The 13,565-nt window shown below is 71.2% G+C and carries 11 protein-coding genes; 6 read left to right on the forward strand and 5 right to left on the reverse strand.

Annotated elements, in window-relative coordinates:
* The first annotated feature begins 25 nt into the window (after positions 1–25).
* A complete protein-coding gene (locus tag AC3EGR_RS09830) occupies positions 26–784 on the forward strand; it encodes an HAD family hydrolase (protein ID WP_488546297.1) in 759 nt (252 codons plus the stop codon).
* A gap of 7 nt (positions 785–791) precedes the next feature.
* On the opposite strand, the gene AC3EGR_RS09835 is transcribed toward AC3EGR_RS09830, so the two are convergent.
* A complete protein-coding gene (locus tag AC3EGR_RS09835; protein WP_488546298.1) occupies positions 792–1,994 on the reverse strand; it encodes a Bcr/CflA family efflux MFS transporter in 1,203 nt (400 codons plus the stop codon).
* 52 nt (positions 1,995–2,046) lie between these two features.
* The gene (locus AC3EGR_RS09840) at positions 2,047–2,934 is read right to left on the reverse strand and encodes a ketopantoate reductase family protein (RefSeq protein ID WP_488546501.1); all 888 of its coding nucleotides are present in this window, start codon (positions 2,932–2,934) and stop codon (positions 2,047–2,049) included.
* 138 nt (positions 2,935–3,072) lie between these two features.
* On the opposite strand from AC3EGR_RS09840, the gene AC3EGR_RS09845 reads away from it, so the two are divergent.
* The 4 genes from AC3EGR_RS09845 to AC3EGR_RS09860 all read left to right on the forward strand — a co-directional run bounded on the left by AC3EGR_RS09845 (position 3,073) and on the right by AC3EGR_RS09860 (position 6,420).
* Positions 3,073–4,479, forward strand: a complete 1,407-nt coding sequence (locus AC3EGR_RS09845; RefSeq protein WP_488546299.1) for a cytochrome P450 — start codon at positions 3,073–3,075, stop codon at positions 4,477–4,479.
* 144 nt (positions 4,480–4,623) lie between these two features.
* A complete protein-coding gene (locus tag AC3EGR_RS09850) occupies positions 4,624–5,124 on the forward strand; it encodes a hypothetical protein (RefSeq protein ID WP_488546300.1) in 501 nt (166 codons plus the stop codon).
* 67 nt (positions 5,125–5,191) lie between these two features.
* Positions 5,192–5,662, forward strand: a complete 471-nt coding sequence (locus AC3EGR_RS09855; RefSeq protein ID WP_488546301.1) for an EVE domain-containing protein — start codon at positions 5,192–5,194, stop codon at positions 5,660–5,662.
* Positions 5,659–6,420, forward strand: coding sequence for a TSUP family transporter (locus AC3EGR_RS09860; RefSeq protein ID WP_488546302.1), 762 nt, complete (start codon positions 5,659–5,661; stop codon positions 6,418–6,420). Before AC3EGR_RS09855 ends, AC3EGR_RS09860 begins: the two co-directional genes overlap by 4 nt.
* Before the next feature lie 23 nt (positions 6,421–6,443).
* Here AC3EGR_RS09860 and AC3EGR_RS09865 read toward each other — a convergent pair whose 3' ends face one another.
* A complete protein-coding gene (locus AC3EGR_RS09865) occupies positions 6,444–7,580 on the reverse strand; it encodes a DUF1501 domain-containing protein (RefSeq protein ID WP_488546303.1) in 1,137 nt (378 codons plus the stop codon).
* 2 nt (positions 7,581–7,582) lie between these two features.
* Positions 7,583–8,944, reverse strand: coding sequence for a DUF1800 domain-containing protein (locus AC3EGR_RS09870; protein WP_488546304.1), 1,362 nt, complete (start codon positions 8,942–8,944; stop codon positions 7,583–7,585).
* A 106-nt stretch (positions 8,945–9,050) separates the two neighbouring features.
* On the opposite strand from AC3EGR_RS09870, the gene AC3EGR_RS09875 reads away from it, so the two are divergent.
* A complete protein-coding gene (locus AC3EGR_RS09875) occupies positions 9,051–11,102 on the forward strand; it encodes a M3 family metallopeptidase (protein ID WP_488546305.1) in 2,052 nt (683 codons plus the stop codon).
* A gap of 112 nt (positions 11,103–11,214) precedes the next feature.
* On the opposite strand, the gene clpA is transcribed toward AC3EGR_RS09875, so the two are convergent.
* On the reverse strand, positions 11,215–13,560 hold the full coding sequence (clpA, locus tag AC3EGR_RS09880) for an ATP-dependent Clp protease ATP-binding subunit ClpA (protein ID WP_488546306.1): 2,346 nt from the start codon (positions 13,558–13,560) through the stop codon (positions 11,215–11,217).
* Positions 13,561–13,565: the final 5 nt, after the last annotated feature.

A 13,565-nucleotide genomic window follows, 5' to 3' on the forward strand; every position in this document is an offset into this window, starting at 1 on the left:
CCGGACTTCTCCTATCCTCCGCGCCATGGCCCTGGACCTTCCCCGCATCCGCGCTCTCTGCTTCGACGTCGACGGCACCATCGCCGACACCGACGACCATCTCGTGGCGCAACTCGCCGCCCTGCTCGACGTCGTCCCGGGGGTGAGCGGCCGGCGGGCGGAGCTGCTGGGTCGCCAGATCGTGATGGGACTGGAAACACCGGTGCACGGCGCCTACGCGATGCTCGACCGCTTCGGCCTGGACGTGCCGCTCACGCGATTGCGCATGCGGCTGAAGTCCATCAAGCGGCGGCAGGCCGACCCGGCGCACACGCGCAATCCGGAAGCGATCGACGAGGTGCCGCACGAGATGATCGCGGGCGTGCAGGAGATGCTGCGCAAGCTCGCGGAGCACTACCCCATGGTCACCATCACGACCGGCATGGCGCCGCGCGTGGAGCGCTTCCTGCACCACTTCGGCGTGCGCGAGCTGTTCACGGAGGTAATCGGCGCGCAGACCACGCAGCGCATGAAGCCGCATCCGGAGCCGCTGTTGTACGGGGCGAAGAAGATGGGCGTGGAGCCGGCCGAGTGCCTCATGATCGGCGACACCACCGTCGACATCCGCACCGGCGTGTCGGCCGGCGCGCAGACCGTGGGCGTGCTGTGCGGCTTCGGCACCCAGCGCGAGCTCAAGGAAGCCGGCGCCGACCTGATCCTGCGCACCACCTCGGACCTGCTGGCGGTGCTGCGGCCGGAGGCCGACGCGCTGGGCGCCACGGCCAGCCCGCAGCCGAAGCAGTAGCCCGCGCTCAGGCCTTCGCCACGCGCAGGTGCAGCAGCAGCTGCGCGGCCAGGCCGCACAGGGCCCAGGCCAGCATCAGCACGCCGAGGTTCACCTGCCCCTGGTGCGGCACGAGGCCGACGACGAAGGCGCCGAACGCGCCGCTCAATTGCTGGATGAGGCCGCCCACCGCCGCCGCCGCGCCCGCCAGCGCGGGGATCAGGCCAACCGTGCCGGACAGCGTCGGCGGCGCCAGCAGCCCATGGCCTATGCCCAGCAGCAGGAGCGGCAGCGCGAGCGCCAGCGGCGTGGAGGCGCCGTTCAGGCCGAGGACCACCACGATGCCCAGCCCCGCCAGCGTCCACGCCTGCCCCAGCGCCATGATGCGGCGTTCGCTCGTGCGGCGCACCAGGCGGCTGGTCCACAGGTTGCCGACGATGTAAGCGAAGGGGATGCACATGATGTACCAGCCGATGCGCTCCGGCGTCACGCCGTAGTTGCGCAGCACGATGGGCGCGCCGCCGAGGAAGGTGTAGAAGGTGGCCGTCGTGGACGCGAGCAGCATCACGTACAGCAGGAAGGCCGGCTCGCGCAGCAGGCGGCCGTAGCCGGCGAGCAGTTCGCGCCCGCCGCCGCGCCGCGGCTGCGTGGGGCGCCCGGTGGGCAGGCTGCGCCAGGCCGAGACCATCAGCAGCGCCGCGAGCACGGCCATCAGCGCGAAGCTGGCCTGCCAGCCGAAGCGCACATGCAGCTGCCCGCCCACGAGCGTCGCCAGCGGCGGGCACACGCCCATGGTCATGCCGACGAAGGCCATCACGCGCGTGCGCTCGTTGCCGGTAAACAGGTCCTGCACCATGGCCCGGGCGATCACCATGCCCGCCGCGCAACCCGCGCCTTGCACCACGCGTGCCAGCGTCAGCAGCGCCAGACTCGGTGCGAGCGCGGCCAGGACGCTGCCGGCGCAGGACAGCGCCAGGCCCGCGAGCAGCAGCGGCTTGCGGCCGATGCGGTCCGACCACGGGCCCCACACCAGTTGCAGCCCGCCATACGCGGCGATGAAGGCGCTCAGCGTGAGCTGCACGCTCGCCTGGCCGGCACCGAACAGGGCCGGCCAGTCCTGCATCGATGGCAGGCAGATGGTCATGGCCAGGAGGCCGAAGGCCAGCTGTGCGATCAGGTTGGCGGTGAGCCAGGGGGAGGGGCGCGAAGCCGGGGCGGGATCGGAACTCATGGCGGGCGCGGGGCGCAAGCTTAACCGCTCGGCGCCCCCCGGCCCCGGGGCCCTACCGTTCCAGCAGCTTCACCAGCGACCACAGCACGCGGTTGGCCGGCGTGGGCACGCCCAGCGCCTCGCCGCGCCGCACGACGTGGCCGTTGAGGAAGTCGATCTCGGTGGGCTTGCCGCGTGCGAGGTCCTGCGCGGTGGAGGAATACTGCGTCGGCATGCTCTCCACGAGCTTGCGCGCCGCCGCGTGCGGATCCACGGGCAGCTGCACGCCCTCGGCCCGTGCCACCGCCAGGCATTCGTCGATCACGTCGCGCATCACGTCCCGGATGCCCTCGCCTGCCACCGTGTCCCCATAGGGCTTCTGCGCGATCGCCGAGATCGCGTTGTAGGCCGAGTTGAGGATCAGTTTCAGCCACAGCGCGCCACGCACGTTGGCCGAGATCTCCGTCGGCACGCCGGCGGCGATCAGTGCCTGCGCGACCGCTGCGCTGCCCGGCGCCGGTTCGATCACGAGTTCGCCCCGGCCGTGGTGTTTCAGGTGTCCCGGCCCGGCCATCTCGGTCGCGACGTACACCACCGCGGCCGCCACCTCCTGCTCGGGCAGGACGGCACGCAGCCGGTCGGCGTTGTCCACGCCGTTCTGCAGGGAAAGCAGCAAGGTGCCGGGGCGCAGGACGGGCCGCAGCTGCCGGCCGGCGGCCTCCGTGTCCAGGGACTTGACGCAAAACAGGACGAGGTCGGCGTCACGCGCGGCGCCCGCCTCGGTGTCGGCGTGCAGGCGCACGTTCTCGTCGAACTGGCGCGTTTCCATGCGCAGGCCGTCGGCGCGGATGGCGGTCACGTGCTGCGGCCGCGTGATCAGCGTGACCGCATGGCCGGCACGCGCCAGCATGCCGCCGAAGTAGCAGCCGACGGCGCCGGCGCCCATGACGGCGACGCGCAAGGAAGGGGTGGGAGCGCTCATGCCTGCATGCTAATGCCCCCCTCTGCCGAACGGACGAAGGGCGGCCGCTTAAGTGCATCGCTCACTGGCCGCGCAAGCACGACGACCGTATGCTGCGGGCTCCGAGGGAACCCCGCCATGAATGCCGTCGCCGGCTCCGTCACGCGCATCGCCGACCTGCCCGGCCCGCCGGGCTTGCCGTTCGTGGGCAATGCGCACCAGATCCGGCTGCCGCACTTCCACCAGCAGCTCGAAGAGTGGCGCGAGCAGTACGGCGACGCCTACCGCATGCGCATCTGGGCGCGCCGCTTCGTGGTGATCGCGGATCCGCAGCTGGCAGCCGAAGGCTTGCGCGACCGCCCGGGCACCTTCGGCCGCACCGCGCGCGTGTCCCTGGCGGCCACCGAGATGGGCTTCGGCGGCCTGTTCGCCTCCAACGGCGAGAAGTGGCGCCGCCAGCGCCCCATGGTGATGGCCGCCTTCGACCCCGGCCACGTGCGGCGCTACTTCCCCGCGCTCGTGCAGGTGGCGCAGCGGCTCGCGGCGCGGTGGCAGCGCGCCGGCGACGCGCCGATCCCGCTGCAAGGCGACCTCATGCGCTACACCGTGGACGTGATCTCCGGCCTGGCCCTGGGCACCGACATCCACACGCTGGACGGCGACGGCGACGTGATCCAGCAGCACATGGACAAGATCTTTCCCGCACTGTTCGCCCGCACGCTGGCCCCCTTCCCCTACTGGCGCTGGTTCAAGCTGCCGAAGGATCGCCGCCTCGACCGGCACCTGGCCGCCTTCTTCACTGCGGTGCAGGAGTTCATCGCCGCGGCCCGCGCCCGCATGGCGGCGCATCCCGAGCTGCGGCTGGCGCCCACGAACCTGATCGAGGCCATGATCGCCGCGCGCGACCTGCCCGGCAACACGCTACGCGACGCGGACGTGGCCGCCAACGTGGCCACCATGCTGCTGGCCGGCGAGGACACCACGGCCAACACGCTGGCCTGGGTGCTGTACCTGCTCTCGCGCCACCGTTGGGCGCTGGAGCGCGCCCGCGCCGAAGTGCGCCGGGTGCTGGGCGGCGACCGTGTGCCCACGCGCTTCGAGCAGCTGGAGCAGCTGCCGTTCATCGATGCCTGCGCGCACGAGACGATGCGGCTCAAGCCCGTGGCCCCCATCCTGCCGCAACAGGCGGCGCGCGATACCAGCCTGGGCGGCATCGCGATCCCGGCCGGCACCGCCTGCATCTTCCTCATGCGCGCCCCGGCGATGGATGCGCGGCACTTCCCGCATCCCGCGGCCTTCGACCCCGACCGCTGGCTGCGCGAGGACGGCCCGCAAGGCAAGCGCGTCTCCATGCCTTTCGGTGCCGGCCCGCGCGTGTGCCCGGGGCGCTATCTCGCGATGCTGGAGATCCGGATGGCCCTGGCGACGTTGCTGGGCAGCTTCGACCTGCTCTCGGTCGCTGCCGCCGACGGCGGCGAGGTGGACGAGCGCCTGTCCTTCACCCTGGCGCCGACCCCGCTGCACATGCGCCTGCGCGCACGCTGAGCCCGGCCGTCGCGCCGTGTCGGCGTCGCACCGACACGGCAGAGGTATGGCGGATGACCTTGCGGGTCGGCTGGCTCGTGCACGCTTGCCCTCGGGCGCGCCCCTGCGAGGCGCCCCTCTCGCAACCATCCAAAGGAGCCATCCATGACTGCAAAGAATCCGAGCAACGCCGATCCGATCACCGGTGAACCGGGCGCGCACCCCGGCGGCACCGCCGCGGGCGCGGCCGCCGGAGCGGCAGCGGGCGCCGCGGTGGGTTCGATCGCCGGCCCGATCGGCACGGTGATCGGGGGCGCGGCCGGCGCCGTGGCCGGGGGCCTGGCCGGCAAGGGCGCCGCCGAGCGCGTGAACCCCACCGCCGAAGACAGCTACTGGCGCGACAACTACGACAAGCGGCCCTCGTACAAGCCCGGCTATACCTACGACGACTACGCGCCCGCCTACCGCACCGGCTACACGGGCTGGGAACGCGCCAGCGCCTCGGGCGAGACCTGGGACAGCTACGAGCCCAGACTGCGCACCGAATACGAGCGCAACCGCGGCTCCTCGCGCCTGAACTGGGAAGAGGCCAAGAGCTCGGCGCGCGACGCCTGGCACCGCGTCGAGCGCGCCATCCCCGGCGACGCCGACAAGGACGGCCGCTGACGCACTGACGCACTGACGCACTGACGCAGGGGCGGCCGCCGCCGCCCTTGCGTATCATCGGCCGGCGATGAACTACTGGCTGATGAAGTCCGAGCCGAGCGAGGTCTCGGTCGACGACGCGTTCGCGGCGCCCGGGCACACGGTGCCGTGGACCGGCGTGCGCAACTACCAGGCGCGCAACTTCATGCGCGACCAGATGCGCGTGGGCGACGGCGTGCTGTTCTACCACTCCAGTTGCGCCGAGCCGGGCGTCGTCGGCATCGCGCAGGTGGCGTCCACGCCCTACCCCGACCCGACGCAGTTCGACCGCAAGTCGCCTTACTACGACGCCGCTTCGAAGCAGGAGTCGCCGCGCTGGCTGCTGGTCGACGTGAAGGTGCTGGAGAAGACCCGCAACCTCACGCTGCCGGAACTGCGCGACGATCCTGCGCTCGCGGACCTGGTCGTGCTGCGCAAGGGCAACCGGCTCTCGATCACGCCGGTGGAAGCGAAGCACTGGCGGCACATCCTCAAGAAGCTGGGTGCCCGCGCGGCATGACCGGCGGGGAGATCGCAGGCTTCCTGGCCTGCGTGGCGCTGGCCACCTTCGCCCAGCGGATCACCGGCTTCGCGCTGGCGCTGATCCTGCTGGGCCTGACCAGCCTGTTCGACCTGGCGCCGCTGCCGGACGTGGCGAACGTCGCCACCGTGCTGTCGCTGGCGAGCGCCGCGATCGCGCTGCGTGGCACGCGCCAGTCCCTGGACCGCGAGATCTGGCGTTCGACGGTCAGCGGCAGCGTGTTCGGCTATGCGATCGGCGTCGCGCTCATGGCCTGGCTGAACAGCAATGTCGTGGTGCTGCTGCGGCTGCTGCTTGGCGTCGTCGTCCTCGCCTGCGCGGTCGTCGTGCTGGTGCGGACGCAGCCGCTGGCGCAGCGCTCCTCCCGCGCATCGTTCCGCGGTTACGGGCTGTTGTCCGGCGTTCTCGGCGGCCTGTTCTCCGCTTCAGGGCCGCCGCTGGTGTACCACTTCTACCGGCAGCCGCTGGACCTCGACGCGGTGCGCGACACGCTGGTGGCCACGCTCGCCGCCGGTTCGCTGGTGCGGCTCGCGATGGTGGTGCCGGCGGGGCAGTTCAGCCCGCGGTCGCTGCTGCTGTGCGCGCTTTCCGTGCCGCTGGCCATGGCGATCACGTGGTGGCTGCAGCGGCATCCGCCGGGCTGGCCGCGAGACGCGGTGTTGAAGATCGTTTGCGCCTTGCTGGTCGTGACCGGCGTCGGCTTGATCGCGCCGGCGGTACGGGCGTTGTGGGGGTGACTGCGCCTACCCACCGTGCCGGCTCAGGCGATCCGCGGCACCGCCTGCCCTGCCCGCATCTGCGCAAACAACGCCCGGCCCACCCGCTCGCGCTCCAGCCCGAACGCATCGGCCGCCGTCGCCGCGATCAGCGCATCGAGCCCCAGCGTCGGGCGCAAGTCGCGTCCTTCGTAGAGCGCTGACGGCCCCAGGCCTGGCCAGTCCGCCACCACCCGTCCGCCCTGGACCGCGCCGCCCGCCAGCAGCGCCACCGAACCGGTGCCGTGGTCCGTGCCGCCCGTGCCATTCGCCGCGGCCGTGCGGCCGAACTCGGTGGCAACCAGCACCACCGTCTGCTTCCAGGCCTCTCCCAGCCCCTCGCGCAGCGCCGCCACGAGCGCATCCAGCCCGCGCAGCTGCGCGGCGAGCCGCACGTTCTGCGCACTGTGCGTGTCCCAGCCGCCCGTCTCGATCATCGCGATGCGCGGACCCTGCGGCTGCGCGAGGAAGTTCGCGGCCGTGCGGCCCATGGTGGCCGGGTCCTGGCGATTGCCGCCGGGCGTGCCCGCCATGCCGCGTGCATCCATGGCCGTGGACCACAAGGCATGCAGCTGGGGGTCGCGTTCGTAGAGCTGCTGCACGCGCAGCAGCAGGTCGTCGCTCGCCCCCGGCAGGGCGGACGGCGCATACGAAGCCACTTCGGCGGCGCCGCGCAGCGCGAGCGGCACGCTGGGCGCGAAAGCGATGGCGTCCTTGCCGCGCCGCGGCAGCAGGCCGACCAGGCGGTTCATCCAGCCGTCCTTGACCTGGTAGGGCGCGGTGCCGCCGCTTTCCAGCACGTTCTGGCCGTCGAAGTGCGAGCGATCCCGGTAGGGCGAGGCGACGGCGTGCACGAACAGCGCCTGCCCCTGCGCGTGCAGCCGGCCGAACTCCTGCAGCGAAGGATGCAGGGCGAAGCTGCCGTCCAGGCGGATCGCCGCCGCGGGATCCACCGCCAGCGCGCCGCGCAGCGACGCATAGGCCGGGTCCGCATACGGCACCACGGTGTTCAGGCCATCGGCCGCACCGCGCTGGATGACGAACACGAAGCGGCGCTCGGTGGCGGCTTGCGCGAACAGGATGCGCGGTGCGAGCAGCAGCGCGCCGGCACCGGCGAGAAAACCGCGGCGGGCAAGCCTCATCCTCATCTCCTCAGGAACTCGGGGGACACCAGCAGCAGCGCCAGCGCACCGGCCGGGCTTTCGGAGCGCGCGATGGCGTGAGCCGTCGGCTCGCCCAGGCTGCCAGGCAGGACGCGCGGCGCCAGCGCGCGCGCATCGATCGCATCCCCGGCCTGCGCGGCGATGCGTTGTGCCATCTCGACGCGCCGCAGCAGGGCGTCGGGCGCCGCCCAGGCCGCATCCGTGTCGTCCCAGCCCGCGGGGGAGCCGGGGCGCCACACCGGTTGCGCCAGCTGGTTCAGCAGGTTGGCGGCTTGCATGGCGGGCAGCTCACGGCGGCCGAGCGCCCGCAGGCTGGACACGGCCCAGTCCCATGGCGACTTGAAGCGCAGGGGCACGGCTGTCCAGGGCTCGGGCGACTGCACCAGCGCGCGGTAGACCGCCGGCAGGTCTCCGGCGCTGCGCTCGAAGGCCGTCGCGAGCCGCTGCACCAGCGCGGGCGGCGGCTCGTCGCCGGCGAAATGGCGTGCCAACCGGGTCGCGACACGGCGCGCCGTTGCCGGGTGCACGGCGAGGTCGTGCAGGATCGCGCGCGCCTGCTGCTCGTCGGCCTGCGGATAGCTGCGCCCGAGCATGGTGCGCGCGCCCGGCTCGTGCTGCAAGGGACGGTAGGCGAACGCCGTGTCCGCCGCCTGGGCATCCACGCCGGGCAGGCTCCAGCCGGTCAAGGCGCGGGCGAACTCGGTGACGTCCGCCTGCGTGTAGCCGCTGCGCACGCCCAGGGTGTGCAGTTCCAGGATCTCGCGCGCGAGGTTCTCGTTGAGGCCGCGCCGCCGGGGCGGCTGGCGCTCCGCCGCACGCTGCGCGAGCACGCTGTCCGGGCCGATGGAAGCGGCCTGGTCCAGGTAAAGGAGCATGGCCGGGTGACGCGCGACGGCCAGCAGCATGTCCTCGAAGCGCCCCAGCACGTGCGGCCGGATCGCATCGGCTTCCAGCGCACCCGCGAGGCCGACGACGGCCACCTTGTCGACGGAGACGGCGAAATGGTTGGCCCAGAAATGCACCAGGCGTTCGACGAAGGGAGCGTCGGTGACGAGCGCGCTGGCCACGCGCGCGCCCACGGCCGCCTGGTAGTCCTCGCGCGCGGCGCGGCGGTAGGCCTGCCGCGCGGCTGCCTTCTCCGCTTCGGGCGCCTGGCGCACGGCCCGCTGCTGCGCGAGCAGGCCCTGCACCAGCGCCGGCGTGCGGGGCAGCGGCTGCCATGCGAGCGGCAGCGGCTGGTAGCGCGCGAACTGCGCGAGCAGCCAGTCCCTGGGGTCGGCCGGCAGTGGCTCGTCCGGACGCGCGCCGAGGCCGAAACGGTTCAGTGCGATGGCGGCCGTCATGCCCCGCATTGGACACGCAGCGGCGCCGCCGCTCCATATCCCCCGCGTTTCGGCCATGTAAAGGCCGCAGCACCGCAACGCCAGGGGCCGCTCCCTAGAATGGGCAATGCCCCCGCCGTCGTCCCCCAACCCCCTCCTCGCCTCCTGGACAGCGCCTTATGGCCTGGCGCCTTTCCCGGAGATCTCGGCCGGGCACTTCGAGCCCGCCTTCGCGCAGGCGCTGCAGGAGCACCGCGACGAGATCACAGCGATCGCGCAGGACGCGCGCGTGCCCGACTTCGAGAACACGCTGGCCGCCTTCGACCGCAGCGGCCGGCGCCTGGCGCGCATCGCCATGGTGTTCCACAACCTCTGCGCCTCGCACACCTCGCCGGCGCTGCAGGACGTGCAGCGGCGGATGGCGCCGGTGCTGGCCGCGCATCGCAGCGCCATCTACATGGACGCGGCGCTGTTTCGCCGCGTGGACACCGTGCACGAACAGCGCGGGCGCATCGGGCTGGACACGGAGCAGCTGCGCCTGCTGGAGCGCACGCACCTGGACTTCGTGCGCGCGGGCGCCCTGCTCTCGCCACCCGCGCAGGAGCGCTATGCGCAAGTCGTGCGCGAGCTGGCTGCCTGCCACACCGCCTTCGGCCAGAACGTGCTGCACGACGAATCGTCCTGGGCGCTGGTGCTGCGCAAACCGGCCGAACTCGCCGGCCTGCCGGACTTCGTGCTGGCCGCGGCACGCGAGGCCGCGCAGCAGCGCGGCCTGGGCGATGCCTGCGCGATCACGCTCTCGCGCTCGTCCATCCTGCCCTTCCTGACCTTCTGCGAGCGCCGCGACCTGCGCGAACAGGCCTGGCGCGCCTGGGTGGGGCGCGGCACGCACGCCGGCGAGCACGACAACCGGCCGCTCATCGCGCGCATCCTGCAGCTTCGGCAGGAACAGGCACACCTGCACGGCTACGCCACCTACGCGGACTACGCCCTGGTGGACCGCATGGCCGGGACGCCGGACGCCGTCGACCGCCTGGTGCTGGACGTGTGGGAACGCGCCAAGCTCGCGCTGGAAGCGGAGCGCGCGAGCCTGGACACCGTGCGGCGCGCAGCGGGCGAAGCCGGCACGCTCGAAGCCTGGGACTGGCGCTACTGGGCCGAGAAGGTGCGCCGGCGCGATTTCGCGGTCGACGATGCGCAGGTCAAGCCCTACTTCGCGCTGGACGCGATGGTGCGCGCCGCATTCGATTGCGCGCAGCGCCTGTTCGGGCTGCGCTTCACGCCGCGCTCCGACCTGCCGCTGTACCACCCCGACGTGCGCGCCTACGAAGTGCAGGACGCGCAGGGTCGCGCGGTGGGCCTCTTCGTGCACGACAACTTCGCGCGCACCAGCAAGCGAAGCGGCGCGTGGATGAGCAGCCTGGCCGTGCAGGCGCGCAATGGCGGCGAGGTGCTGCCCGTCATCCTGAACAACAACAACTTCGCCAAGGGCGATCCGACCCTCCTGAGCTTCGACGACGTGCGCACGCTGTTCCACGAGTTCGGCCACGCGCTGCACGGCCTGCTATCGAACGTGCGCTATGGCGGCCTGGCCGGCACGCAGGTGCTGCGCGACTTCGTGGAACTGCCTTCGCAGTTGTTCGAGCACTGGATGGCCGAGCCCGAGGTGCTGCGGCGCCACGCGCGCCACGTGGAGACGGGCGAACCGATTCCCGACGCGCTGATCGAGCGCCTGCGCGCGGCGCAGCGCTTCGGCGAGGCGTACGAGACGCTGCGCTACTGCGGCAGCGCGATCGCCGACATGGCGGTGCACCGCCACCCGGACCCCGCCTCGGTGGCGGACTGGACGGCCTTCGAGGACGACGTGCTGCACGCCCATGGCCTGCCCGCGGCGGTGGGCATCAACCACCGGCTCGCGCACTTCCAGCACCTGTTCGCGAGCGACGGCTACGCGGCGGGCTACTACGTCTATCTCTGGGCCGAGGTGCTGGACGCCGACGCGTGGGAAGCGTTCCTGGAAGCCGGCAATCCCTTTGCCGCAGACGTGGCCGCGCGGCTGCGGCAATGCATCTATTCGACCGGGAACAGCGTCGAACCGGGCGCGGCCTTCCGCGCGTTCCGCGGGCGCGATCCGGTGATCGAACCGCTGCTGCGGCAAAAGGGCTTGCTGCCGGCGTAACGGAGGCAGTGGAGAAACCGCGCCGGCGGGTTCGCGGCGACAGCGAAGCCGCCGCCCGCGATTCGGACGAAAAAAAGCCGCCCGAAGGCGGCTTTTTTCATCCCGGGGGCACTCACTGCCCGTCGGTGGAGATCTCCTCCGGCTCGGGCCTGGCCTTGCCTTCCTTCTTCGGCAACGGCTGGATGTCCAGCTTCACGTCCGGCGTCTCGGTGCCCTTGTCGTCGGTCTTGATCTCGATGTCCACCGTGAGGCGGCCGCCTTCGGTCAACCGGCCGAACAGCAGTTCGTCCGCCAGCGCACGACGGATCGTGTCCTGGATCAGGCGCTGCATCGGACGGGCGCCCATCAGCGGGTCGAAGCCCTTCTTGGCCAGGTACTTGCGCAGGCCGTCGGTGAAGGTGACCTCCACGCGCTTTTCCGACAGTTGCTGCTCGAGTTGCAGCAGGAACTTGTCGACCACGCGCAGGATGATCTGCTCGTCCAGCGCGCGGAAGCTGACGATCGCGTCCAGGCGGTTGCGGAACTCCGGCGTGAACAGGCGCTTGATGTCGGCCATCTCGTCGCCCGCCTGGCGCTCGTTGGTGAAACCGATCACCGCCTTGTTCATGGTCTCGGCGCCCGCGTTCGTGGTCATGATGATGATCACGTTGCGGAAGTCGGCCTTGCGTCCGTTGTTGTCCGTCAGCGTGCCATGGTCCATGACCTGCAGCAGCACGTTGAAGATGTCCGGGTGCGCCTTCTCGATCTCGTCGAGCAGCAGCACCGCGTGCGGCTTCTTCGTGATGGCTTCGGTGAGCAGGCCGCCCTGGTCGAAGCCGACGTAGCCGGGAGGCGCGCCGATCAGGCGCGACACCGCGTGCCGCTCCATGTACTCGGACATGTCGAAGCGGATCAGGTCGATGCCCATGATGTAGGCCAGCTGCTTGGCCGCTTCCGTCTTGCCGACGCCGGTGGGGCCGGAGAACAGGAAGGCGCCGATCGGCTTGTCGCCGCGGCCCAGGCCGCTGCGCGCCATCTTCACGGAAGCCGCCAGCACGTCCAGCGCCTTGTCCTGGCCGAACACCACCGACTTCAGGTCGCGCTCCAGCGTCTGCAGCTTGCTGCGGTCGTCGCTGGACACCGACGCGGGCGGTATGCGCGCGATCTTGGCCACGATCTCCTCGACTTCCGCCTTGGAGATGGTCTTCTTGCGCTTGTTCACCGGCAGGATGCGCTGGGCGGCGCCCGCCTCGTCGATCACGTCGATGGCCTTGTCCGGCAGGTGGCGGTCGTTGATGTACTTCGCCGACAGCTCCGCCGCCGCCTGCAGGGCGGCCGCCGCGTACTTGACGCTGTGGTGCTCCTCGAAGCGGGACTTCAGGCCCTTGAGGATCTCCACCGTCTGCTCCACGCTGGGCTCGACAACGTCGACCTTCTGGAAGCGCCGCGACAGCGCCGCGTCCTTCTCGAAGATGCCGCGGTACTCGGTGAACGTGGTCGCGCCGATGCACTTGAGCGAGCCGCTCGAGAGCGCCGGCTTGAGCAGGTTCGATGCGTCCAGCGTCCCGCCCGAGGCGGCGCCGGCGCCGATCAGCGTGTGGATCTCGTCGATGAACAGGATCGCGTTGGGCTTGTCCTTGAGCGAGCGCAGCACGCCCTTGAGGCGCTGCTCGAAGTCGCCGCGGTACTTGGTGCCCGCCAGCAGCGCGCCCATGTCCAGGGAGTACACGTTGGAGTCCGCGAGGATCTCCGGCACTTCCTTCTGCACGATGCGCCATGCGAGGCCTTCGGCGATCGCGGTCTTGCCCACGCCCGCCTCGCCCACCAGCAGCGGATTGTTCTTGCGCCGGCGGCACAGGATCTGGATCACGCGCTCGACCTCGTACTCGCGGCCGATCAGCGGGTCGATCTTGCCGTCCTTGGCCGACTGGTTGAGGTTCAGCGTGAACTGCTCGAGAGGCGAAGCCTTCTCGTTCTTCTCGCCGCCCTCGCCCTCTTCGGACGATGCGTTCTCGCCGCCCTTGGCGGGCTCGGGCGGATCGCTCTTCTTGATGCCGTGCGCGATGTAGTTCACCACGTCCAGGCGCGTGACGCCCTGCTGGTGCAGGTAGTACACGGCGTGCGAATCCTTCTCGCCGAAGATCGCCACCAGCACGTTGGCGCCGGTGACTTCCTTCTTGCCGTTGCCGGTGGACTGCACGTGCATGATCGCGCGCTGGATGACGCGCTGGAACCCCAGCGTGGGCTGGGTGTCGACGTCGTCCGTGCCCGCGACCTGGGGCGTGTTGTCCTTGATGAAGTTCGCCAGCGACTTGCGCAGGTCGTCGATGTTCGCGCTGCATGCGCGCAGCACTTCGGCCGCGCTGGGATTGTCCAGCAGGGCCAGCAACAAGTGCTCCACGGTGATGAACTCGTGGCGCTGCTGACGCGCTTCCACGAAGGCCATGTGGAGGCTGACTTCCAATTCCTGGGCAATCATGAGAT

This window comes from Ramlibacter sp. G4-7 (assembly GCF_057784995.1).